We start from the raw sequence: 23,716 nt of genomic DNA on the forward strand, positions 1-23,716 counted from the left end.
GGCAAGACGTGGGGCAGGCAGAGCTTGCCCCACCGTGTCTGAATTCATCGCACTCGATAGGCACAGGCCAGAAGGTACGGGCAATGTTAAAATTCATATTACGTCGCTGTCTGGAAGCGATTCCGACGCTATTCATCCTTATTACTATCTCTTTCTTCATGATGCGCCTCGCGCCGGGCAGTCCTTTTACCGGTGAACGTACGCTGCCGCCGGAAGTCATGGCGAACATTGAAGCGAAATATCATTTAAACGACCCCATCATGACCCAGTACTTCAATTATCTGAAGCAGCTGGCGCACGGTGATTTTGGTCCTTCCTTTAAATATAAAGATTATTCGGTGAACGATCTGGTGGCATCAAGCTTCCCGGTTTCCGCCAAATTGGGCCTTGCCGCCTTTTTATTAGCGGTAATCCTGGGCGTCAGCGCCGGGGTTATTGCCGCGTTAAAACAAAATACCAAATGGGACTACGCGGTGATGGGGGTGGCAATGACCGGCGTCGTCATACCGAGTTTTGTGGTGGCGCCGCTATTGGTGATGATTTTCGCCATCACGTTGCATTGGCTGCCTGGCGGCGGTTGGAACGGCGGGGCGCTGAAATTTATGATCCTGCCGATGGTGGCGTTATCGCTGGCATATATTGCCAGTATCGCCCGTATCACCCGTGGATCGATGATTGAAGTTTTGCACTCCAACTTCATCCGTACCGCACGGGCGAAAGGCCTGCCGATGCGCCGAATTATCTTCCGCCACGCGCTGAAGCCTGCGTTGCTGCCGGTGCTTTCCTATATGGGGCCGGCATTCGTCGGCATTATCACCGGCTCAATGGTTATCGAAACGATTTACGGCCTGCCAGGTATTGGCCAGTTATTCGTCAACGGGGCACTTAACCGCGACTACTCGCTGGTGCTCAGCCTGACGATTCTGGTCGGCGCGCTGACCATTCTGTTTAACGCGATCGTCGACGTACTGTACGCCGTTATCGATCCGAAAATTCGCTACTGAAGCCGGAGTTCGCCATGATGTTAAGTAAGAAAAACAGCGAGGCGCTGGAGCACTTCAGTGAGAAGCTGGAAGTTGAGGGCCGTAGCCTGTGGCAGGATGCGCGTCGTCGCTTTATGCATAACCGCGCGGCGGTGGCCAGCCTGATTGTGCTGGTGATTATTGCACTGTTTGTGACTATCGCTCCAATGCTGTCGCAGTTCTCCTATTTCGATACCGACTGGGGGATGATGTCCAATGCCCCGGATATGGAGTCTGGTCACTATTTTGGTACCGATTCATCCGGCCGCGACCTGCTGGTGCGCGTGGCGATTGGCGGGCGCATATCGCTGATGGTTGGCGTTGCCGCGGCGCTGGTGGCGGTGATCCTCGGTACTCTCTATGGTTCGCTTTCCGGCTATCTCGGCGGCAAAGTGGACTCGGTGATGATGCGTTTACTGGAAATCCTCAACTCCTTCCCGTTTATGTTCTTCGTGATCCTGCTGGTTACCTTCTTTGGCCAGAACATCCTGCTCATCTTTGTGGCGATCGGGATGGTGTCGTGGCTGGATATGGCGCGTATCGTACGCGGTCAGACCCTGAGTCTGAAACGTAAAGAGTTCATTGAAGCCGCGCAGGTCGGCGGAGTCTCTACCGCGAATATCGTTATTCGTCATATCGTGCCGAACGTGCTGGGTGTAGTTGTGGTTTACGCATCATTGTTGGTACCTAGCATGATTCTGTTCGAATCCTTCCTGAGCTTCCTCGGCCTTGGGACCCAGGAGCCGCTGAGCAGTTGGGGCGCATTACTCAGTGATGGCGCCAACTCAATGGAGGTATCGCCGTGGCTGTTGCTGTTCCCTGCCGGGTTCCTGGTGGTAACGCTGTTTTGTTTTAACTTTATCGGCGATGGCCTGCGTGATGCCCTCGACCCGAAAGACCGCTAAGGAGCGCCGTCATGAGCACAATTGAAATGACTAAAGCGCCGCAGGCCGCGCAGCAAAGCGGTCTGCTGCTGGATGTGAAGGATCTTCGGGTGACGTTTAAAACGCCAGACGGCGATGTCACCGCGGTTAACGATCTGAATTTTAACCTGAGGGCCGGCGAAACCTTAGGCATCGTCGGTGAGTCAGGTTCCGGTAAATCGCAAACGGCGTTCGCGCTAATGGGGCTTTTGGCCGCGAATGGCCATATTAGCGGTTCCGCCACTTTTAACGGTCGCGAAATCCTTAATTTGCCCGAGCGCGATCTGAATAAGCTGCGTGCCGAACAGATTTCGATGATTTTCCAGGACCCGATGACCTCGTTGAACCCTTATATGCGGGTCGGCGAGCAGTTGATGGAAGTGCTGATGCTGCATAAAGGGCTGAGCAAAGCCGCGGCTTTTGAAGAGTCGGTAAGGATGCTCGATGCGGTGAAGATGCCGGAAGCGCGTAAGCGCATGAAGATGTTTCCGCACGAGTTCTCCGGCGGGATGCGCCAGCGCGTGATGATCGCCATGGCGCTGTTATGTCGGCCAAAACTGCTGATCGCGGATGAACCGACCACCGCGTTGGACGTCACGGTGCAGGCGCAGATCATGACCTTGCTCAACGAGCTGAAGCGCGAATTCAACACCGCGATTATTATGATTACCCACGACCTCGGCGTGGTCGCGGGGATCTGCGATAAGGTACTGGTGATGTACGCCGGGCGCACCATGGAATACGGTCAGGCGCGCGACGTCTTCTATCAACCGTCGCACCCGTACTCGATCGGTTTACTCAATGCGGTACCGCGTCTCGATGGCGAAGGCGATTCCTTGCTAACGATTCCAGGCAACCCGCCGAACCTGCTGCGTCTGCCGAAAGGGTGTCCTTTCCAGCCGCGCTGCCCGCATGCCATGGAAATCTGTAATAGCGCTCCGCCTCTGGAGTCGTTTGCGCCAGGCCGCCTGCGTGCCTGCTTTAAACCGGTGGGGGACCTGCTATGAACGCCGTGATCGAACAAAGAAAAGTGCTGCTCGAAATTGCCGATCTGAAAGTGCATTTTGATATTAAAGATGGCAAGCAATGGTTCTGGCAGCCATCAAAAACGCTCAAAGCGGTCGATGGCGTCACTCTGCGCCTGTATGAAGGCGAAACGCTGGGGGTGGTTGGCGAATCCGGCTGCGGTAAATCGACCTTCGCCCGCGCCATTATCGGCCTGGTGAAAGCCACCGACGGTAAAGTCGCCTGGCTGGGTAAAGACCTGCTGGGCATGAAACCTGAAGAGTGGCGCGATGTGCGTAGTGATATCCAGATGATCTTCCAGGATCCGCTGGCCTCACTGAATCCGCGTATGACCATTGGCGAAATCATCGCTGAACCGCTGCGGACCTATCACCCGAAGATGCCTCGTCAGGAAGTGCGCGATCGCGTGAAGGCGATGATGATGAAGGTCGGACTGCTGCCGAACCTGATTAACCGCTATCCGCACGAATTCTCCGGCGGCCAGTGTCAGCGCATTGGTATCGCGCGTGCGCTGATCCTTGAGCCTAAGTTGATTATTTGCGATGAGCCGGTTTCGGCGCTGGACGTTTCCATTCAGGCGCAGGTGGTGAACTTACTACAGCAACTGCAACGGGAGATGGGGCTATCATTGATTTTTATCGCCCATGATCTGGCGGTAGTAAAACATATTTCCGACCGTGTGCTGGTGATGTATTTAGGCCACGCGGTGGAGTTGGGGACCTATGATGAGGTGTACCATAATCCGCTGCACCCTTATACCAAAGCGCTGATGTCGGCGGTGCCGGTGCCGGATCCCGATCTGGAGAAAAACAAAACCATCCAACTGCTGGAAGGGGAGTTGCCTTCGCCGATTAATCCGCCATCGGGTTGTGTATTCCGCACCCGATGCCCATTGGCCGGGCCCGAATGCGCCAAAACGCGGCCGGTGCTGGAGGGCAGTTTCCGCCATGCGGTTTCCTGCCTGAAGGTAGACCCGTTATAATCACTCGGGCTGACTGATGTCAGCCCTTTTTTATTGTGAGGTTAACGTGGCAGTTTCGCTTTCCGCCGCCCGTTTGCGGCTTTACCATCTACTCTTCGATCAAACTCGTCGCTCCGGCCGCCGTTTTGAAGGGCTTTGCGGTTTATTTGCCCTGTTGAGCGTGGTTATTATTTTTGTTGAGTCCGGACTCGGTTCGCAGTATCACCTGTCGCTAGATGAATGGCATGTTTTTGTCTGGCTGGAATTAGGAATTACCGCGGTCTTCACCGCGGAATATATTTTACGCGTAATAAGCTGGCCGAATCCGCTGCGCTATATCTTCAGCTTCTGGGGATTTATCGATCTGGCGACCGTTCTTCCGCTGTATGTAATGTGGTTATGGCCGGAAATGAGCCTTGAGTATGTCTTTGCCTGGCGGGCCATGCGGGTTATCCGCGCGCTGCGTATTCTTAAACTGCTGCGCTTTATGCCGTCGCTGAATATTTTTTGGCGGGCTATCGTCAGCGCCCGTCACCAGCTCATTCTGTTCTACTCGTTTATTGCTATTGTGATGGTGATTTTTGGCTCGCTGATGTATTTAATTGAAGGGCCGCAATATGGGTTTACCACCTTAAATGCCTCGGTCTACTGGGCAATCGTCACGATTACTACGGTGGGATACGGCGACATTACGCCGCATACGCCATTAGGGCGGATACTCGCCTCGGTGCTTATTCTCATCGGTTATTCTATCATCGCCATCCCGACCGGGCTGATTACGACGCATATGACGACGGCGCTGCAAAACCGACGCGCCCGCCGCGTTTGCCCAAACTGCAGTAACGCCGAGCATGATAAAAATGCCCGTTTCTGCCACGCCTGCGGAACAGAATTACCGCAATAACGTATAAAATAAAAAGCCTGCCGATGTTACCGTCGGCAGGCTTTTCTACAGGCGCATTAGCTTAATGCTTATTCGCGCCACAGAATGTGGCACAGCTTGTGATCTTTTTCCCGGCATAGCAGAACGCGAGCGAAAATATCGTTGATCTCGCCGCCATCGGTATCGGCCAGGCCAATAACGACTTCGGCGAAGAAATCTGGATTGAGGTCGTAATCGACATGCTCTTGCCAGTCTTCCGCCGGGTCAAACAGTTCGGCGCCGCCGCGCTCTTCAAACTGCAGATTGAAAAGAATGATATCCGCCGGGTCGAGGTTATCGGCCGCCAGCTCAAGAAAGATATCGTAGGCCTGTTCGAGCGTTTCGTCTTCGGTCAGGCGATTGTTTAAATCCATATCCATGATTGCTACCCGTTAAGCATCTGATGGGCACGTTTTACAGCAACGGGCTGAAGAAGTAAAACAGTCGCTCTGCGATCCGCTGCCATAGCGGTCGTTTGGCCCACAGTTTTGCATCCAGCAGGCGCGAGCGGGAGATGTAATCGTCCTGCACCGCCGCCAGGTCGCCGCCAAAGCCCACGTCGTCGATCGCCAGCGTGATCTCGAAATTGAGCCACAGGCTGCGCATATCAAGATTAACGGTACCGACCAGGCTCAGTTCGCCATCTACCAGCACGCTTTTGGTATGTAGCAGGCCGCCTTCGAATTGATAAATTTTCACCCCAGCAGCAAGCAGTTCAGTGAAGAAGGCGCGGCTGGCCCAGCCTACCAGCAGGGAGTCGTTTTTGCGCGGCATAATAATACTGACCTCGACGCCGCGCTGGGCTGCGGTACAGATGGCGTGCAGCAGGTCATCGCTGGGGACGAAGTAGGGGGTGGTCATAATCAGGTGTTCTTTCGCCGCATAGGCTGCGGTTAACAACGCTTGATGAATCAAATCTTCCGGGAAGCCGGGACCGGATGCAATGGTATGAATGGTATGCCCGTTAGCCTCTTCAAACGGCATGATATTGACGTCCGGCGGCGGGGGTAAAATTCGCTTGCCGGTTTCAATTTCCCAGTCGCAGGAGTAGACAATCCCCATGGCCGTAGCCACCGGGCCTTCCATTCGCGCCATCAGATCGACCCACTGGCCGACGCCGGAATCTTGTTTGAAGTAGCGCGGATCGACCATATTCATACTGCCGGTGTAGGCAATATAGTTGTCGATCATCACCATTTTACGATGCTGACGTAGATCCATGCGGCGTAAGAACACGCGCATCAGATTAACTTTAAGCGCTTCAACCACCTCGATACCGGCGTTACGCATCATTGCCGCCCACGGGCTGCGGAAGAAGGCGACGCTGCCGGCTGAATCGAGCATTAGCCGACAATGCACGCCGCGACGCGCGGCGGCCATCAGCGACTCGGCGACCTGATCGGCCATTCCGCCGGGCTGCCAGATATAGAACACCATCTCGATATTGTGTCGTGAGAGCTGAATATCGCGAATCAGCGCCTGCATCACGTCATCGGATTCGGTTAGCAACTGCAGTTGGTTACCCTTAACGCCGGCGATCCCCTGGCGACGTTCACAGAGTTTGAACAGCGATTCGGCAACCGGGCTATTTTCTTGCGCAAAGATATGCTTGCAGCTTTTCAGGTCCGTTAGCCATTTGGCGGTAGAGGGCCACATGGCGCGCGCGCGCTCGGCGCGCCGTTTGCCAAGATGCAATTCGCCGAAGGAAAGATAGGCAATGATCCCCACTAGCGGCAGGATATAAATAATTAGCAACCATGCCATGGCGGACGGCACCGCACGGCGTTTCATTAAAATACGTAATGTAACGCCGGCAATCAGCAGCCAGTACCCCAGAATGACCAGCCAGTTTACGACCGTGTAAAAGGTTGTCATAGATGAAAAATCCTTTTGAATAGCCCGATGCCATGAGTTTACGCATCATCATCCATCTGGCAAATAAAAACGCAGCGAAAGCGATAGTCAGACAGATTCATCGGTCTATAATGGGGCGTGTTTTCACCCGTAGAGTAGTAGCAATGAAGCGTAGTAGAACGGAAGTAGGGCGCTGGCGCATGCTTAGACAAGTGAGTCGCCGTAAATCGCGCTGGCTGGAAGCCCAATCGCGCCGCAACATGCGCATTCTCTCTATCAGGAAGAGCCTGGTCAAACGGCAGCGTCATGCTTTGCTGTTCACCTTCTCTGAATTTTGAGAGTAAAAATTAAAGGCACCGCTTGCGGTGCCTCTGTGTTTTTGGTCGGGTGATTAAAATACTTTTTTGTAAGGTTTCACCGAGACGTGCTGATAGACGCCCGCGGCGATATAGGGGTCATCGTTGGCCCAGGACTGCGCCGCTTCCAGCGATTCAAATTCTGCGATAACCGTTGAGCCGCTAAATCCTGCCGCGCCAGGTTCATTGCTATCCACCGCGGGCATCGGGCCTGCGGTCAGTAAACGGCCTTCATCATGTAATAGTTGTAGGCGCGCCAGATGGGCAGGGCGCACCGCCTGGCGTTTTTCCAGAGAATCGGCGATATCTTCTGCGTAGATGACGTAAAGCACGGCAAGGCTCCTTAATCAAAAAATAGGCAAATCACGTGACGTGAAAGCGTTATGGGCAGCAATGTAAGATGCGCACGCCTTTAGCATGCCACGGCACGCCGGTTTTTTTCCACAAAACGAGGCAAAATTTGATGCAAGATAACACGTCTTATTGAATATGATTGCTATTTGCATTTAAAATCACGGCATCATTTTTCAACAGAAACGACTATGAGCGCAATGACCCTTGATTTACCTCGCCGCTTTCCGTGGCCAACGCTGCTGTCCGTGGCTATCCACGGTGCCGTTGTGGCGGGGTTGCTTTATACCTCGGTACATCAGGTTATTGAAAAGCCTTCGCCTTCACAGCCAATCGAAATCACGATGGTGGCGCCGGCGGATTTAGAGCCTCCGCAGGCGGCGCAGCCGGTCGTTGAACCCGTTGTTGAACCGGAGCCGGAACCGGAGCCTGAAGTGGTGCCTGAGCCGCCAAAAGAGGTGCCAGTGGTTATCCACAAACCGGAGCCGAAGCCCAAACCCAAGCCGAAACCAAAGCCTAAGCCGGAGAAAAAAGTCGAGCCGAAACGCGAGGTGAAGCCCGCTGAGCCGCGCCCGGTCTCGCCGTTTGAGAATAACAATACGGCGCCTGCGCGTACTGCCCCGAGTACCACGGCGGCAACGGCAAAACCGATGACCACCGCGCCGAGCGGTCCTAAAGCGTTGAAACGCGGCGACCCGTCTTACCCGCAACGTGCGCAGGCGCTGCGTATTGAAGGTGACGTGCGCGTGAAATTTGATGTCACCGCCGATGGTCGGGTGGAGAATATCCAGATACTCTCTGCGAAGCCGGCCAATATGTTTGAGCGTGATGTCAAAACCGCGATGCGCAAATGGCGCTACGAGGCAGGCAGGCCGGGAACGGGTTTGACGATGAACATCAAATTCCGCTTAAACGGCGTAAAAATGGATTAAGCTCGCTGATGAAAAAGGCCCTTTTGAGGGCCTTTTTTTACGCCTATTGCAGGGCTTCATCGAGCGCTTTTTGCGCGGTGACCAGGTGCTGGCCGCCGAACAGAATTGCCCGATTAAGTAAAGTGTATAGCTGGTAAATCGGTTGCCGTTCAAGGAAACCAGCGGGCAGCGGCGAGACCGACTGATAGCCATCGTAAATCTGCGGCGGTTGTTCCGGATGCAGAGGCAGCATTGCCAGATCGCATTCGCGATCGCCCCAATAACATGCCGGATCGAAAATATACGGCCCATTGGGCCCTAGCGCGCAGTTCCCGGACCACAAGTCGCCATGTAATAAAGAAGGCTGCGGCTGATGGCTGCTGAGCCGCTGCTGTACACTTTCGACAATGTTGTCGATATCGCCGAAGTGCAGTCCTTTTTCCGCCGCTAGCTCCAGCTGCCAGCCAATGCGTTGTTCAGCGAAAAACGTTGACCAGCGGCGCTGCCAGGCATTCGGCTGCGGGGTCGTCGACAGATCGTTGTCAAAATCAAGGCCAAACTGCGGCTGGTCGCTCCACTGATGTAAATGGGCGATTTGCTGACCAAGCAGAAACGCGTTATGCGCGTCCAGCGGTCGCGGCGGCAAATATTCCATCACCAGAAAACTGTAATCCCGGTCGCTGCCGACGGCAAAAACCTGTGGAACGCTGACGGTTTTACAGCGCGAGAGCAGCTCCAGCTGGTCCGCCTCCGCGGTAAAAATGGGGAGCAGTTCGCGTTCATCGCATTTGACGAAATAATCTTTTCCGCCAAAACGTAAATGCCAGGCGGCATGGATCTCTCCGCCGGGTAGCTCGTTGCGCAGTTCGATTTCAGCGCCGTCAGTGTGCTGCTCGCTTAACAAATTGCTAATAGCTTGCCACATGCTGTCTCTCCCCATGTTTTCCACCATATCATAAGGTTAGCGTATAACCTGGCCGTAAAGTTCGAGCTAACGCACAACTGACGTCTTCCACGATGGCGATCGCACTTATTGAGCTTTTAACCATTCGCTAAATGTGGTGATGGCGATCTCTGCCGGCCTGCCTAAAGCGGCTTCCGCGAGACCTGCGCTTAATGCCCGAACGTCTTCGGGGCTTTGTGCGCTCAGCAGGCCAAATGTGTTAGTACCTAAATCATGGGTTTTGCCATCATCGTCGTTGAGCGTCAGGACGAAACCTGCGCGAATGAAATGATTGCTGAGCTCGTTAATCTCAGTCAGCGCTTGTTCCTGGAACTTAACGGTGATCACGTGCGCGGTAATATCGTTGCTCATTTTTCACTCTGTTGTTATGCATGGAATTTCTAGCATAGACCATGGTAGCGAATTGACCCCCTTCACCCGGGTGAAGGGGGGCGATACTAGCGGCCACACAGGTAATCGTAGATTTTCTGCGTGTTGGTTAATGAACACAGGCGGGTGCCGTGGTTAATCGTGGCGGCGCTACCAGCGGCAACGCCAAAGCGGACCATATCCTCAAGCGAGGCATGTTCCGCCAGACGTAGCGTCATTGCGCCGACCATACTGTCACCCGCGCCAACGGTGCTCTGGCTTTTCATCGGTGGCGGCACCACCTGTACGCTGCCGGTGGCATCAACTCCCAGCGCCCCCTGCGGACCCAGCGAAACCACAACCCGGCGTACTTTTCCGGAGCGGATCAGTTCCAGCGCGGCATTACGCACGTCGTCAGGCTGGCTGAGGTCGCGCTGTACCAGCGCGCTAAGCTCTTTCTGGTTCGGTTTGACCAGCTCGATGTTGCCGACATCCAGCGCGGCGGCCAGCGCATCGCCGGAGCTGTCGATGATGCAACGTAGCCCGTGCTGCTGCGCGTTTTTTACCAGTTGAGTCAGATGCTCGACGCTGATTCCGGGCGGCAGACTGCCGCTGATAACCAGCAGAGAACCGGGCTCAATCGCGAGTACTTTCTCTTCCAGGCGACGGAACTCCTCTTCGGTTAGCGCCGCGCCGGGCATGACAAAGCGATATTGTTCGCCGCTGGCATCGACATGCACATGTAAGTTCTGCCGCGTCCAGTCGCGGGTTTCTACTGTTTCGACCGGGACCTGCTCATCAGCCATCAGGGCGGTAAGATGCTCGCCGGTGGCGCCCCCAATCGGGAAAATCGCAGTCGCTTTACCGCCCAGAAAGGTAATGGCCCGGGCGACGTTGATTCCGCCGCCTCCGGGTTCGAATACCGGTGCGCTACAGCGTAACTTGCCTTCAGGGTATATTTGCGGTGTCAGCGTTGCGCTATCGAGTGATGGGGCCAGCGTGAGCGTATAAATTTTGGTCATCCTGTTCCTCCTTAATACGAATAAAGCTGCTTTTTTAAGCATGGCACTGAAATGGAGTGAGGGGAAGCGGGGCGGACGATGGATTTACAAAGATGTCTGGGTTTTTATCTTTATGAAATAAAGATTGTTTTGGGAACCGTCTTATTCAAAAAACGAAATAGCAACTGATTGCTAAGTTATTCGTGCTTTTTTATAATCAAGCGCCTTTCTTAGGACTCGCATTCAGCGCGCCTCGCGAAAGTTTCCGGGACCTGCCTGGTCTCCTTAAATGTTGTACGGACTCTAAATTAAATGAAGGGATCGCTGGTCCATTCATCATTTGTACTGTCCTGAAGATATGTATTTTAGAGAGTTATAATGAAGCTTTTGAAGACAGTACCCGCAGCGGCATTGCTGGCGGGGGGGCTTTTTGCGTCTGTAAACGCACTGGCCGATGATTCCGTTTTTACCGTCATGGATGACCCTTCCACTGCCAAAAAACCTTTCGAAGGTGCTGTGAATGCGGGTTATCTCGCTCAGTCCGGCAACACGAAAAGCTCCTCAATGACCGCTGACTCCACGTTGACCTGGTACGGCGATACCACGGCCTGGTCACTGTGGGGCAATGCGAGCAACACGTCCTCTAACGATCAACGCTCTTCGGAGAAATATGCCGTGGGCGGCCGTAGTCGTTATAACCTGACCGATATGAACTATGTATTTGGCCAGGCCAGTTGGCTGACCGATCGCTACAACGGCTATCAACAGCGCGACGTGCTGACCGCCGGTTATGGTCGCCAGATCCTCAACGGCCCGGTTCACAGCCTGCGTTTTGAATTTGGTCCGGGCGTGCGTTATGACGAATATACCGATGGCGATAACGAAACTCAGCCGCTGGGTTACGCGTCCGGAACCTGGGCGTGGCAGATGACCGACAACGCTAAATTTACGCAAGGTGTTTCGGTATTCGGCGCTGAAGACACGACGCTGAATTCGGAAAGTGCATTAAACGTGGCCATCAACGCCCACTTTGCGCTACGCGTCGCCTATAACCTGACGTGGAACTCGCAGCCGCCGGCCTCGGCGCCTGAGCATACCGACCGCCGCACCACCTTGTCGCTCGGTTATAAAATGTAATTTTTCAGGCCGGGCAGCCGGCCTGATTCCTGTTGTTTCCTGCCGGGTATGAATACTCACTATAACGGATGATTTTTTCATTCGTTTTTTAGCGGTGGGGGGATTTATTTATGTATGCAGGTAATTTATCGATTAATTAACCGCGTGGTATGAGCGGGAATTGCTGCGATTAATTGTCAGCGCCCCTTACTATTTAAAAGAAGAATAACCATTTAGTTATTGCGACTTTAATCGCGCACTAATGATGTGTACACTAACACCCGGTGTTATCAACGAGCGGCTGCAGGTGAGGGCGGTTCAATAGATAGACGGGCGTACTCATATTTTCGCAGAGTGAAGCGGGAGCTGAGCCACAACTCGTTGATAATTATGATTATATTGTTTTGTATGTGCTCTTTCGTGTGGGGCACCACTGCAAATAAGGACATAAAATGCCTGTAATTACGCTTCCTGATGGCAGCCAACGCCATTTCGACCACGCAGTTAGCCCGATGGATGTCGCTCTGGATATCGGTCCAGGCCTGGCGAAAGCCACCATCGCCGGACGTGTAAACGGTGAGCTGGTTGACGCCTGCGACCCGATCGAAACTGACTCCACGCTTTCTATTATCACCGCAAAAGATGAAGACGGTCTGGAGATCATTCGTCACTCCTGCGCTCACCTGTTAGGTCATGCGATCAAACAGCTGTGGCCGAACACTAAAATGGCCATTGGCCCGGTTGTCGACAACGGTTTTTACTATGATGTCGATCTGGACCACACCCTGACTCAGGAAGACATCGACGCGCTCGAAAAACGTATGCATGAGCTCGCCGAGAAAAACTACGATGTCATCAAGAAGAAAGTCAGCTGGCACGAAGCGCGTGAAACCTTCGTGAAGCGCGGCGAACCCTATAAAGTTTCTATTCTTGACGAAAACATCGGCCATGATGACAAGCCAGGTTTGTATCATCACGAAGAATATATCGATATGTGCCGCGGTCCGCACGTACCGAATATGCGTTTCTGCCATCACTTCAAACTGATGAAAACCGCTGGCGCGTACTGGCGTGGAGACAGCAACAATAAAATGTTGCAGCGTATCTACGGTACCGCCTGGGCAGATAAAAAAGCGCTGAACGCCTACCTGCAGCGTCTGGAAGAAGCCGCTAAGCGTGACCACCGTAAAATTGGTAAACAGCTTGACCTGTATCATATGCAGGAAGAAGCGCCGGGTATGGTGTTCTGGCACAATGATGGCTGGACTATCTTCCGTGAACTGGAAACTTTCGTTCGTTCGAAACTGAAAGAGTATCAGTATCAGGAAGTCAAAGGCCCGTTCATGATGGACCGTGTGCTGTGGGAAAAAACCGGCCACTGGGACAACTACAAAGATGCGATGTTCACCACCTCTTCCGAGAACCGTGAATACTGCATTAAGCCGATGAACTGCCCGGGTCACGTGCAGATCTTCAACCAGGGGTTGAAATCTTACCGCGATCTGCCGCTGCGTATGGCTGAATTCGGTAGCTGCCACCGTAACGAACCGTCGGGCGCGCTGCATGGCCTGATGCGCGTTCGTGGCTTTACTCAGGATGACGCGCATATCTTCTGTACTGAAGATCAGGTTCGCGATGAAGTGAACGCCTGTATTCGTATGGTTTATGATATGTACAGCACCTTTGGCTTCGAGAAAATCGTCGTCAAGCTGTCTACTCGCCCGGAAAAACGTATCGGTAGCGATGAGACCTGGGATCGCGCGGAAGCGGATCTGGCGGTGGCGCTGGAAGAAAACAACATCCCATTTGAATATCAATTGGGCGAAGGGGCGTTCTACGGCCCGAAAATTGAATTTACCCTGTATGACTGCCTCGATCGTGCATGGCAGTGCGGTACTGTACAGCTGGACTTCTCCCTGCCGCAGCGTTTAAGCGCCTCTTATGTTGGCGAAAACAACGAGCGTCAGGTACCAGTAATGATTCACCGTGCGATTCTCGGTTCGCTGGAGCGCTTCATCGGCATCCTGACCGAAGAGTTCGCTGGCTTCTTCCCAACCTGGCTTGCGCCAGTGCAGGTAGTGGTCATGAATATTACTGATTCTCAGTCTGAATACGTTAACGAATTGACGCGTAAACTACAAAATGCGGGCATTCGCGTAAAAGCGGACTTGAGAAATGAGAAGATTGGCTTTAAAATCCGCGAGCACACTTTACGTCGTGTCCCGTATATGTTGGTCTGTGGCGACAAAGAAGTCGAAGCCGGCAAAGTGGCCGTGCGTACCCGTCGCGGTAAAGACCTCGGCAGCATGGACGTAAATGAAGTGATCGAGAAGCTGCAACAAGAGATTCGCAGCCGCAGTCTTCAACAACTGGAGGAATAAGGTATTAAAGGCGGAAAACGAGTTCAAACGGCACGTCCGAATCGTATTAATGGCGAGATTCGCGCCCAGGAAGTTCGCTTAACTGGTCTGGAAGGTGAGCAGCTGGGTATTGTGAGTCTGAGAGAAGCTATCGAAAAGGCTGAAGAGGCTGGAGTAGATTTAGTTGAAATCAGCCCTAACGCCGAACCGCCAGTTTGTCGTATCATGGACTACGGCAAGTTCCTTTATGAAAAGAGTAAGTCTTCTAAGGAACAGAAGAAGAAGCAGAAAGTTATCCAGGTTAAGGAAATTAAATTCCGCCCTGGTACTGATGAAGGTGACTATCAGGTAAAACTCCGCAGCCTGATTCGCTTTCTCGAAGATGGCGATAAGGCCAAGATCACGCTGCGTTTCCGCGGTCGTGAGATGGCCCACCAACAGATCGGTATGGAAGTGCTTAATCGCGTGAAAGACGATCTGGTTGAACTGGCAGTAGTCGAATCCTTCCCAACGAAGATCGAAGGCCGCCAGATGATCATGGTGCTCGCTCCGAAGAAGAAACAGTAAGGCCATCAAGTAACATTCCGGTGGGCTTCGGCTCACTGGTTTGTTCGCCTTTGTTTCGTTTATTAACAATGCGAAGTGGAAGTTATTAAAATGCCAAAAATTAAGACCGTACGCGGTGCTGCAAAGCGCTTCAAAAAAACCGGTAAAGGTGGTTTTAAGCACAAGCACGCTAACCTGCGTCACATTCTGACCAAAAAAGCTACCAAGCGTAAACGTCACCTGCGTCCGAAAGCCATGGTTTCCAAAGGCGATCTGGGCCTGGTAATCGCGTGCCTGCCGTACGCATAAGTCGTTAACCCTTTTAACTTTTTAATTAGAATAGATACAGGAGAGCACATATGGCTCGCGTAAAACGTGGTGTAGTTGCCCGTGCACGTCACAAGAAAATTTTGAAACAAGCTAAAGGTTACTACGGTGCGCGTTCTCGCGTATACCGCGTTGCCTTCCAGGCTGTTATCAAAGCTGGTCAGTACGCTTATCGTGACCGTCGTCAGAAAAAGCGTCAGTTCCGCCAACTGTGGATTGCGCGTATCAACGCAGCAGCACGTCAGAACGGTATTTCTTACAGCAAATTCATCAACGGCCTGAAAAAAGCCTCTGTTGAAATCGACCGTAAGATCCTGGCTGACATCGCCGTATTCGACAAATTAGCGTTCACCGCTCTGGTCGAAAAAGCGAAAGCAGCTCTGGCATAAGCCAGTTGAAAGAGGGAGCTTGTCTCCCTCTTTTCGTTTCAACACTATCAATACGTTGACTTTTATCCGTGCAGGCTTTTCAATACAGGTCTGACGTTTCTTACCAGACAAGGTAATGCAAGCATGAATGCTGCTATTTTCCGCTTCTTTTTTTACTTTAGCACCTGAACTCAGGAGGCTAGCGCGTGAAAGAAGAAACGGAAAACAGCGCCAGAAAGCCTCCCCTGTGGAGGCTTTTTTCGTATATAGATTCGGGATATTTATTTCACTAAAACCGGTGTCTGCACCGACATAATGAGGAAAACCATGTCACATCTCGCAGAGCTGGTTGCCAGTGCCAAGGCAGCCATTAACGAGGCATCAGATGTTGCCGCGCTGGACAACGTCCGCGTTGAATATCTGGGTAAAAAAGGGCATCTGACCCTGCAAATGACCACCCTGCGTGAGTTGCCGCCGGAAGAGCGCCCGGCAGCGGGTGCGGTCATTAACGAAGCGAAAGAGCAGGTGCAGCAGGCGCTGAACGCGCGTAAGGCTGAGCTGGAAGGCGCCGCGCTCAATGCCCGTCTGGCGGCAGAGACCATCGACGTCTCGCTGCCGGGTCGCCGCATCGAAAACGGCGGTTTACATCCGGTTACCCGCACCATCGATCGTATTGAAAACTTCTTCGGCGAACTCGGCTTTACCGTGGCGACTGGCCCGGAAATCGAAGATGACTATCATAACTTCGATGCGCTGAACATTCCGGGTCACCATCCGGCTCGCGCCGACCATGATACCTTCTGGTTCGATGCGACCCGTCTGCTGCGTACTCAGACTTCTGGCGTGCAGATCCGCACCATGGAAAACCAGCAGCCGCCAATTCGTATTATCGCGCCGGGCCGGGTCTATCGTAACGATTACGATCAGACCCACACCCCGATGTTCCATCAGATGGAAGGTCTGATTGTTGATAAGAACATCAGCTTCACCAATCTGAAAGGTACCCTGCACGATTTCCTGAATAACTTCTTCGAAGAAGATCTGCAGGTACGCTTCCGTCCGTCCTACTTCCCGTTCACCGAACCGTCTGCAGAAGTTGACGTGATGGGTAAAAACGGAAAATGGCTAGAAGTGCTGGGCTGCGGCATGGTGCACCCGAACGTACTGCGTAACGTCGGCATCGATCCGGAAGTTTACTCCGGCTTCGCCTTCGGCATGGGCATGGAGCGTCTGACCATGCTGCGTTATGGCGTGACCGATTTGCGCGCATTCTTCGAAAACGATCTGCGTTTCCTCAAACAGTTTAAATAAGGGCAGGACAGAACAATGAAATTCAGTGAACTGTGGTTACGCGAATGGGTTAACCCGGCGATCGACAGCGAAGCGCTGTCCGATCAGATTACCATGGCGGGCCTGGAAGTTGACGGCGTTGAGCCGGTGGCCGGTAGCTTCAACGGCGTGGTCGTCGGTGAAGTGGTCGAGTGCGGCCAGCATCCGAATGCTGACAAACTGCGCGTTACTAAAGTCAATGTCGGCGGCGAGCGTCTGCTGGACATCGTCTGCGGCGCGCCAAACTGCCGTCAGGGCCTGAAGGTGGCCGTCGCGACCATTGGCGCCGTACTGCCGGGCGATTTTAAAATTAAAGCGGCGAAACTGCGTGGCGAACCGTCAGAAGGGATGCTGTGCTCTTTCTCCGAGCTGGGTATTTCCGACGATCATAGCGGTATCATCGAACTGCCGGCCGATGCGCCGATTGGTACCGACATTCGCGAATACCTCAAGCTTGACGACAACACCATCGAAATCAGCGTTACGCCAAACCGCGCCGACTGCCTGGGTATCATCGGCGTGGCGCGCGATGTCGCTGTGCTGAACAAAGCGCCGCTGAACGCGCCGGAAATCACTCCGGTTGCCGCGACCATTGACGACGTGCTGCCGATTCAGGTTGAGGCGCCGCAGGCGTGCCCGCGTTATCTGGGCCGCGTGGTGAAAGGCATCAACGTCAAAGCGCCGACCCCGCTGTGGATGAAAGAAAAACTGCGCCGCTGCGGTATCCGTTCTATTGATGCGGTGGTTGACGTGACCAACTACGTGCTGCTTGAACTGGGCCAGCCGATGCATGCCTTTGACCGCGACCGCATTGAAGGCGGTATCGTGGTGCGGATGGCGAAAGAGGGCGAAACGCTGGTGCTGCTGGACGGCTCTGAAGCTAAGCTCGATAGCGATACGCTGGTTATTGCTGACCATAAGAAAGCGCTGGCGATGGGTGGTATCTTCGGCGGCGAACATTCCGGCGTTAACGATGAAACCCAGAACGTACTGTTGGAATGCGCGTTCTTCAGCCCGCTGTCTATCACCGGTCGCGCGCGCCGTCATGGCCTGCACACCGATGCATCCCATCGCTACGAGCGCGGCGTCGATCCAGCACTGCAGTATAAAGCGCTGGAGCGTGCGACCCGTCTGCTGATCGACCTGTGCGGCGGTGAAGCCGGCCCGATTATCGATGTAACAAACGAAGAGACGCTGCCAAAACGCGCCACCATCACCCTGCGCCGCAGCAAGCTGGATCGCCTGATCGGCCATCATATCGATGACGCGCAGGTTAGCGACATTCTGCAGCGCCTGGGTTGCGAAGTGACCGTTGGTCAGGACCAGTGGCAGGCCGTTGCGCCAAGCTGGCGTTTCGATATGGAGATCGAAGAAGACCTGGTTGAAGAAGTGGCCCGCGTCTACGGCTACAACAACATTCCTGACGAGCCGGTACAGGCGGGTCTGATTATGGGAACCCACCGTGAAGCGGATCTGTCGCTGAAGCGCGTGAAAACGCTGCTGAACGACAAAGGTTATCAGGAAGTGATTACCTACAGCTTCGTTGACCCGAAAGTACAGCAGCTAATCCACGCCGGTGAAGAGGCGCTGATTCTGCCAAGCCCGATCTCCAGCGAAATGTCGGCGATGCGCCTGTCGCTGTGGACCGGCCTGTTGGGCACCGTCGTCTACAACCAGAACCGTCAACAGAGCCGCGTGCGCATCTTTGAGAGCGGTCTGCGCTTCGTGCCGGATACTCAGGCGCCGCTGGGCATTCGTCAGGATGTGATGCTGGCCGGGGTGATTAGCGGTAACCGCTACGAAGAACACTGGAACCTGGCAAAAGAAACCGTCGATTTCTATGATTTAAAAGGCGATCTGGAATCTGTTCTTGATCTGACCGGTAAATTAGCCGATATCGAATTCCGCGCAGAAGCGGCTACCGCACTGCATCCGGGACAATCCGCGGCGATTTATCTGAAAGGTGAACGCATTGGTTTCATTGGGGTTGTTCATCCGGAACTGGAACGTAAACTGGATCTCAACGGCCGCACTCTGGTGTTCGAAATCGAGTGGAACAAGCTTGCAGACCGCGTGGTGCCTCAGGCGCGCGAAATTTCTCGCTTCCCGGCAAACCGTCGCGATATCGCGGTACTGGTCGCGGAAAACGTCCCTGCAGCTGATGTTTTGGCCGAATGTAAGAAAGTTGGCGTAAATCAGGTAGTTGGCGTAAACTTATTTGACGTGTACCGTGGTAAGGGTGTGGCGGAAGGCTTTAAGAGCCTTGCGATTAGCCTGATCCTTCAGGATACCAGCCGTACACTCGAAGAAGAGGAGATTGCCGCTACCGTTGCCAAATGTGTAGAGGCATTAAGAGAGCGATTCCAGGCATCATTGAGGGATTGAACCTATGGCGCTTACAAAAGCTGAAATGTCAGAATATCTGTTTGATAAGCTTGGGCTTAGCAAGCGGGATGCCAAAGAACTGGTAGAGTTGTTTTTCGAAGAGATCCGTCGTGCTCTGGAAAACGGAGAACAGGTAAAACTCTCCGGGTTTGGCAACTTCGATTTGCGTGATAAGAACCAACGCCCGGGACGTAACCCGAAAACGGGGGAGGATATTCCCATTACAGCCCGGCGTGTGGTGACCTTCAGACCCGGACAGAAGTTAAAAAGCCGTGTCGAAAACGCTTCACCCAGAGAGAAATAATCTGGACTGACTAATTAAAAAGGCCGCTATGCGGCCTTTTTTCTTACCTGTTTTATCTTACGCTTTTACGGCGGTGACCATGATTTCCACCAGGATGTCGGGCCGCGCCATCTCGGCCTGAACGGCTGCCCGCGCCGGGCTATGGCCTTCCGGCATCCACGCCACCCAGACCTCATTAAACGCGGCAAAATCGCGTGAGATATCTTTAAGCCAGATCTGTGCGGAAAGGATGTGCTGCTTGTCGCTACCGGCGGCGACCAGCAGGGCGTCGAGCTTCTCCAGTACTTCGCGGGTTTGCAGCGCAATATCATCAGCGCTGCTTTTCGGCGTTTGGCCGGAGAGAAACACCAGGTTGCCGTACTCGACGCTGGCGGAAAGTCGGGGTTGCGGATTATTACGAATAATTGTCATGCGGATTGTTTCCATGTCAGACCATCTAAAGAAATTGCCGGCGCTTCGCCATCGAGGAGTGCTCCCAGTATCACGGCGCTGCCGGCCGCGAGCGTAAAACCAAGGCTACCCTGGCCGAGATTCATCCACAGATTCTGGTATCCGGCGCGCCCCAGCATCGGTGGGCCCGCTGGCGTCGACGGGCGCATACCGGTCCAGGCTTCAGCCTCATCCAGCCCCTGCAGATCGGGGAAGCTGTTCGCGACGATATTTTTCAGCGCCTGAACGCGGCTATCCCGTATTTCTTCACCGTCGTAGCCGATATCCACCATCGCCGCGATGCGTAACCGATCGCCCAGGCGGGCGTAAACGATTTTGTGTCCGTAGTCAGTCACGCTGATATCCGGCGCGATCCCGGCCTCTTTAGGGTAGGGAAGGGTCAGGCTGTATCCCTTCAGCGCGCACAGCGGCACGCGCACGCCCAGATGACCCAGCAGTGGGCCGCTACCGTTGCCGGCGGCGACGACATAATCATCGCCGGTTATTGTACCGCGGCTGGTCTCAAGCGAACTGATGCGTCCGTCGCGCTTATTGAGTCGCAGCACCTCGCAGTGGGTGAGCAGGCTGAAGTTGCTGCTGGCATTGAGTTTGTCGAGCAGGGCGAGGCAGAATTTATGGCAGTCTGCCGTTTCATCTCCCGGTGAATAAATCCCGCCTTGTAGCGAATGGCTGATGTGTTTCAGCGCCGGTTCCAGCTGCAGGCAGGCTTCGGCGCTCAGGGCATGCTGATACTGGGGATTAATCCCTTTCGCCGCTTTATGAAAGTCGTACTCCCGGCGATGGATAATGAGTTTACCGCTACGCCGCCAGTGAAAATCAGCAAGATTATCTTCATCAAGCCACGACTGCATAACCTGACGGCTGAGCAGGGATAAGCGTAAAATATGATCGCCGTTAATTTTGTTGCTTTGGCTATTGCAGGCGCGCAGGAACTGCAACAGCCAGCGCCACTGCTGGAAAGACATTTGCAGGCGCATATTCAGCGGCGAATCGGCTTTGCCCATCCATTTAATCCCCTGCAGGGGGACGCCACGGTCGGCAAGCGGCGCCACGTAGCGGTAGCTTAATTGCCCGCCGTTGGCGAAACTTGTGGCGCTGCCCGGCTCGGCGTTGCGCTCCAGTAGCTGCACCTGGTGTCCGCTCTTAATTAATACCCAGGCGGTGGCCAGCCCTACCACGCCGCCGCCGATAATCACAATGCGTTTTTTCATAACCTGATATATCCACCGCTGATAAATATCTTGCGGTTATGTCAAAGCATTTACCCCAGCGGCGCAATTGACTTTTTATGGTCAGGGTATAACTGCAGGTTAATTTCTTTGAGCTGTTGACGCAGCTGTTTACACAGAAAATCGACAAATTTCTGTGTGATTGGGCTGAGCGAAACATCGGCGCGACGCAGCAGGCATAGGTTGATTTTCATCGGCGGCGTAATCGGGTGAATCATCTCCGGCGACAGATTATGCCGCGCCGAGAAGATATCGGTGATGCTGCAGCCGATACCGCGCTTCACGAACTCGGTGGCCATGTAGTAGGTCTGTACATTAAGCCGGGTAGTGGAAAAATCACGGCGGGTGGCGATGGCGGCAGAGAGCGAATGCGGCCCCGGCGATATCCAGCGCTGCTGATCGATCTCTTTGATGTCCACCGCGCCTTGTCGGTAGTCGCGGTCGATATAGACCAGCGGTACTTCGGCAATCAGGGTAGTGATTATTTCCCCCTGCTGAACCGGCTGCAGCGTCAGCGCTAAATCTATTTCGCGCAGATCCAATTTTTTGACCAGCGTCTCAGTATGCTCGGTGGTTAAGGTCATCACCAGATTACTGTTTTGCTGATAAAAATCGGTCACCAGCTCCGGCACCAGGCTTAATCCAAGGCTTGGTAAACAGCCTAAGGTGATTTTGGCGCGCGGATCGCGGGCCAGATTATCCGCCAGCAGGCGCAGGTTATCGAGATCCTGATAAATGCTCTGCGCTTTTTCAAAAAGTGTGAGCGCTTCGCTACTTGGCAGCAGCTTACCCCGTACCCGCTGAAACAGCTTAAAACCGAGCTTAAGCTCGGCGTTTTTTAACGCTTTACTGGCGGCCGGCTGGGAGATATTCAGCGATTCCGCCGCACGTGAAAGAGAGCCGCAAGTCATCACGGCGTAGAAGATTTCCAGATGGCGCAGTTTCATGAACAGTTAACTCAGGGTTATAGCTTGCCGATAAAAAGTCATTTTCTACTAACACTAAATTAACATAAATTTAATCGCCAATCAGCGCTCCGGTTACATATTGTGCTGCTGGTACCGTCTTCAGGCGGTCTTTTACGTTCTCAGAACCATTCCCTTTGTATCCTACAAACCCTCAGGCCATGAAGCCAATAATGATAACGAGGGGGGATATTTTCTGAGCAGGCCCGAATACGCCAACCTGCAATCGCGGTCGGTTCTAATGGCTTTAAGGAGTTATATGAGTGACTCAACGCTCGCTGGCAATACGCTCGCCAGACGAAATATCACAAGAAAAAACGTTATTATTGGCCTGTTATTGGTGCTGTTTGTGTTGACCGCGTGGTGGTGCCATGGCCGCCCGAGTAATGAACTCGGCCTGTTGGGCTTTACGCCATTAGTGGCGTTAGCGGTTCTGTCTCTGGTCGGTGTCGATATTGTGCTGGCGGTGATTTCTTCAATTATTATCGCCATGATTATGACCTCCACCGGGTTGCCGGAAATGGGCACCATGCTGGCGAAATCCACCGGTTCATTTATCGCCACCGTCGGGCTGATTATTATGCTCGGCGCCGGGGTGGGCGAAGTCGCCACCCGTACCGGCGCCGCGGTTGAGTTAGTGAAATTTGTGGTTCACCGCATCGGCCTTTCCAGCCAGACCCGAGTGAAGTTTGGCATTGTGGTGTCCTCGATTTTAATCTGCGGCTCGCTGGGGACGATGGCTGGTGGTAACGCGATTATTGTCGCGGTGATCATCCCGGTGGCGGCAGCGGTACGCCTGACTCCGCCGACGGTGGCCGCGCTGATGATGACCGCCGGATCCGTGGGATTGTTTACCGGGCCGTTTACCCCCAGCACCGTGACTATCCTGAGCCTCGGCGGATTAAGCTATCCGGATTATCTGCTGTACGTGGGGCTGCCGATGAGCGCGGTGACGCTGCTGGCTGGCTGGGTGATGGCGGGGCGGATCCAGAAGATGACCGAAGGAAAACTACGCTATGAAGTCGATCTCACGGAGAAGCCAACAGAAGCACTGAGCGCTGCGCAGCTGCGTCGGCGTAAGCTCAGCGCGTTGGCCTTCGCGGCAACGATTATCGTGATGGCGGTCATTGGCGTGGTGATCAAAGCCGGATTCAGCTTTGCGATTATCGTGATGCTGCTGGTGGCCCTGATTACCGGGCTGGTGGGCGGCCTGCGCCCGACGCAGATCCTGCAGGCGCTGTACCACGGTTGTGGCCGTCTGGTGTGGATGTTTATTCTCTACTGGCTGTATAACCCGATCCTGGAGCTGATGGATGGCCTTCATGCCTATCAGGGGCTGCTCGACTATACCCAGCCGCTGCTGGAAGGCATTTCGCCTGCCTGGCTGTGCTTTTGCATCTTCGCTTTCAATATTATTGGTCACGTACCGGGGGCGGCGGTGGCGCAGATGACCTTCACCCACAAAATTTTCGGCCCGATGCTGATGGCCGCCGGCGTACCGCCGCAGGGAACCACTGCGGTGCTGCTGGCCTCTTCGCAGGTCGACTGGTTTGGCCCATTCCCCTCTTCGGATATGTTCGGTCAGATGGGGCTGGCGCAGTCTACCCATCTGAAATACATGCTGTATAACGGCTGGGCGATTGTGGTGGCGAATATCATTCTCTTCGCGCTACTGTTCCAGATACTGGTGTAACTTCC

The 23,716-nt window shown here is 53.9% G+C and carries 26 protein-coding genes and 1 other annotated feature; of the genes, 17 read left to right on the forward strand and 9 right to left on the reverse strand.

Annotated features, from left to right (window positions below; translation table 11 throughout):
- The first annotated feature begins 83 nt into the window (after positions 1-83).
- Genes oppB through EAE_RS17225 form a run of 5 tightly spaced genes read left to right on the forward strand, consistent with a single transcriptional unit; the run spans position 84 to position 4,836 of the window.
- Positions 84-1,004, forward strand: a complete 921-nt coding sequence (gene oppB / locus EAE_RS17205) for an oligopeptide ABC transporter permease OppB (protein WP_015367069.1) — start codon at positions 84-86, stop codon at positions 1,002-1,004.
- A gap of 14 nt (positions 1,005-1,018) precedes the next feature.
- Positions 1,019-1,927, forward strand: coding sequence for an oligopeptide ABC transporter permease OppC (gene oppC, locus EAE_RS17210; protein ID WP_015367068.1), 909 nt, complete (start codon positions 1,019-1,021; stop codon positions 1,925-1,927).
- A gap of 11 nt (positions 1,928-1,938) precedes the next feature.
- Positions 1,939-2,952, forward strand: a complete 1,014-nt coding sequence (oppD, locus tag EAE_RS17215) for an ABC transporter ATP-binding protein (RefSeq protein ID WP_015705106.1) — start codon at positions 1,939-1,941, stop codon at positions 2,950-2,952.
- A complete protein-coding gene (gene oppF, locus EAE_RS17220; RefSeq protein WP_015367066.1) occupies positions 2,949-3,953 on the forward strand; it encodes a murein tripeptide/oligopeptide ABC transporter ATP-binding protein OppF in 1,005 nt (334 codons plus the stop codon). Before oppD ends, oppF begins: the two co-directional genes overlap by 4 nt.
- Before the next feature lie 16 nt (positions 3,954-3,969).
- Positions 3,970-4,836: an ion transporter gene (locus EAE_RS17225; RefSeq protein WP_045367413.1), complete on the forward strand. Its 867-nt coding sequence runs from the start codon at positions 3,970-3,972 to the stop codon at positions 4,834-4,836.
- Between the two features lie 68 nt (positions 4,837-4,904).
- Here EAE_RS17225 and EAE_RS17230 read toward each other — a convergent pair whose 3' ends face one another.
- Positions 4,905-5,234, reverse strand: a complete 330-nt coding sequence (locus EAE_RS17230; protein WP_015367064.1) for an HI1450 family dsDNA-mimic protein — start codon at positions 5,232-5,234, stop codon at positions 4,905-4,907.
- Positions 5,235-5,268: 34 nt separating this feature from the next.
- Positions 5,269-6,729 (reverse strand): cardiolipin synthase, encoded by a 1,461-nt coding sequence (gene cls / locus EAE_RS17235; RefSeq protein ID WP_015367063.1) that lies wholly within the window; start codon positions 6,727-6,729, stop codon positions 5,269-5,271.
- A 143-nt stretch (positions 6,730-6,872) separates the two neighbouring features.
- Here cls and EAE_RS17240 point away from each other — a divergent pair, with 143 nt between their 5' ends.
- The gene (locus EAE_RS17240) at positions 6,873-7,046 is read left to right on the forward strand and encodes a YciY family protein (RefSeq protein ID WP_142762236.1); all 174 of its coding nucleotides are present in this window, start codon (positions 6,873-6,875) and stop codon (positions 7,044-7,046) included.
- Between the two features lie 53 nt (positions 7,047-7,099).
- On the opposite strand, the gene EAE_RS17245 is transcribed toward EAE_RS17240, so the two are convergent.
- Positions 7,100-7,396: a YciI family protein gene (locus tag EAE_RS17245; RefSeq protein WP_015367051.1), complete on the reverse strand. Its 297-nt coding sequence runs from the start codon at positions 7,394-7,396 to the stop codon at positions 7,100-7,102.
- Between the two features lie 210 nt (positions 7,397-7,606).
- On the opposite strand from EAE_RS17245, the gene tonB reads away from it, so the two are divergent.
- Positions 7,607-8,347, forward strand: a complete 741-nt coding sequence (gene tonB, locus EAE_RS17250) for a TonB system transport protein TonB (protein ID WP_015705108.1) — start codon at positions 7,607-7,609, stop codon at positions 8,345-8,347.
- Positions 8,348-8,390: 43 nt separating this feature from the next.
- Here tonB and EAE_RS17255 read toward each other — a convergent pair whose 3' ends face one another.
- The 3 genes from EAE_RS17255 to pfkB all read right to left on the reverse strand — a co-directional run bounded on the left by EAE_RS17255 (position 8,391) and on the right by pfkB (position 10,660).
- The gene (locus tag EAE_RS17255; protein WP_015705109.1) at positions 8,391-9,251 is read right to left on the reverse strand and encodes a fructosamine kinase family protein; all 861 of its coding nucleotides are present in this window, start codon (positions 9,249-9,251) and stop codon (positions 8,391-8,393) included.
- A gap of 105 nt (positions 9,252-9,356) precedes the next feature.
- Positions 9,357-9,641 (reverse strand): type V toxin-antitoxin system endoribonuclease antitoxin GhoS, encoded by a 285-nt coding sequence (ghoS, locus tag EAE_RS17260; RefSeq protein ID WP_015367048.1) that lies wholly within the window; start codon positions 9,639-9,641, stop codon positions 9,357-9,359.
- Between the two features lie 86 nt (positions 9,642-9,727).
- The gene (gene pfkB, locus EAE_RS17265) at positions 9,728-10,660 is read right to left on the reverse strand and encodes a 6-phosphofructokinase II (RefSeq protein WP_015705110.1); all 933 of its coding nucleotides are present in this window, start codon (positions 10,658-10,660) and stop codon (positions 9,728-9,730) included.
- Positions 10,661-11,017: 357 nt separating this feature from the next.
- Here pfkB and EAE_RS17270 point away from each other — a divergent pair, with 357 nt between their 5' ends.
- From EAE_RS17270 to ihfA, 9 genes are all read left to right on the forward strand, one after another.
- Entirely contained in the window at positions 11,018-11,776 is a 759-nt protein-coding gene (locus EAE_RS17270; RefSeq protein ID WP_015705111.1) for a DUF481 domain-containing protein, read from the forward strand.
- Between the two features lie 431 nt (positions 11,777-12,207).
- Positions 12,208-14,136, forward strand: a complete 1,929-nt coding sequence (thrS, locus tag EAE_RS17275) for a threonine--tRNA ligase (protein ID WP_015367045.1) — start codon at positions 12,208-12,210, stop codon at positions 14,134-14,136.
- A 3-nt stretch (positions 14,137-14,139) separates the two neighbouring features.
- A complete protein-coding gene (gene infC, locus EAE_RS17280) occupies positions 14,140-14,682 on the forward strand; it encodes a translation initiation factor IF-3 (RefSeq protein ID WP_004189469.1) in 543 nt (180 codons plus the stop codon).
- Positions 14,683-14,772: 90 nt separating this feature from the next.
- Positions 14,773-14,970, forward strand: a complete 198-nt coding sequence (rpmI, locus tag EAE_RS17285) for a 50S ribosomal protein L35 (RefSeq protein WP_001124225.1) — start codon at positions 14,773-14,775, stop codon at positions 14,968-14,970.
- A 50-nt stretch (positions 14,971-15,020) separates the two neighbouring features.
- The gene (gene rplT / locus EAE_RS17290; RefSeq protein ID WP_004102963.1) at positions 15,021-15,377 is read left to right on the forward strand and encodes a 50S ribosomal protein L20; all 357 of its coding nucleotides are present in this window, start codon (positions 15,021-15,023) and stop codon (positions 15,375-15,377) included.
- Between the two features lie 118 nt (positions 15,378-15,495).
- Positions 15,496-15,620, forward strand: a sequence feature (Phe leader region).
- Positions 15,501-15,545 carry a pheST operon leader peptide PheM gene (gene pheM / locus EAE_RS17295; RefSeq protein WP_001386830.1) on the forward strand — a complete coding sequence of 15 codons (45 nt, stop codon included), beginning with the start codon at positions 15,501-15,503 and terminating at the stop codon, positions 15,543-15,545. (Overlaps the previous feature by 45 nt.)
- A 63-nt stretch (positions 15,621-15,683) precedes the next feature.
- Entirely contained in the window at positions 15,684-16,667 is a 984-nt protein-coding gene (gene pheS, locus EAE_RS17300; RefSeq protein ID WP_015367044.1) for a phenylalanine--tRNA ligase subunit alpha, read from the forward strand.
- A 15-nt stretch (positions 16,668-16,682) separates the two neighbouring features.
- Positions 16,683-19,070 (forward strand): phenylalanine--tRNA ligase subunit beta, encoded by a 2,388-nt coding sequence (pheT, locus tag EAE_RS17305; protein ID WP_015705112.1) that lies wholly within the window; start codon positions 16,683-16,685, stop codon positions 19,068-19,070.
- A gap of 4 nt (positions 19,071-19,074) precedes the next feature.
- A complete protein-coding gene (ihfA, locus tag EAE_RS17310; protein ID WP_015367042.1) occupies positions 19,075-19,374 on the forward strand; it encodes an integration host factor subunit alpha in 300 nt (99 codons plus the stop codon).
- A gap of 57 nt (positions 19,375-19,431) precedes the next feature.
- Here the strand turns inward: ihfA and EAE_RS17315 are convergent, their stop codons facing one another.
- Genes EAE_RS17315 through admX form a run of 3 tightly spaced genes read right to left on the reverse strand, consistent with a single transcriptional unit; the run spans position 19,432 to position 22,000 of the window.
- A complete protein-coding gene (locus EAE_RS17315) occupies positions 19,432-19,785 on the reverse strand; it encodes a RidA family protein (protein ID WP_015705113.1) in 354 nt (117 codons plus the stop codon).
- Positions 19,782-21,047, reverse strand: a complete 1,266-nt coding sequence (locus EAE_RS17320) for a D-amino acid dehydrogenase (protein WP_323128502.1) — start codon at positions 21,045-21,047, stop codon at positions 19,782-19,784. Before EAE_RS17320 ends, EAE_RS17315 begins: the two co-directional genes overlap by 4 nt.
- A 38-nt stretch (positions 21,048-21,085) precedes the next feature.
- Positions 21,086-22,000 (reverse strand): HTH-type transcriptional regulator AdmX, encoded by a 915-nt coding sequence (gene admX / locus EAE_RS17325; protein WP_015705115.1) that lies wholly within the window; start codon positions 21,998-22,000, stop codon positions 21,086-21,088.
- Positions 22,001-22,277: 277 nt separating this feature from the next.
- Here admX and EAE_RS17330 point away from each other — a divergent pair, with 277 nt between their 5' ends.
- Positions 22,278-23,711, forward strand: a complete 1,434-nt coding sequence (locus EAE_RS17330; protein ID WP_015705116.1) for a gluconate:proton symporter — start codon at positions 22,278-22,280, stop codon at positions 23,709-23,711.
- Positions 23,712-23,716: the final 5 nt, after the last annotated feature.

The organism is Klebsiella aerogenes KCTC 2190, from assembly GCF_000215745.1.
GTDB lineage: Bacteria > Pseudomonadota > Gammaproteobacteria > Enterobacterales > Enterobacteriaceae > Klebsiella > Klebsiella aerogenes.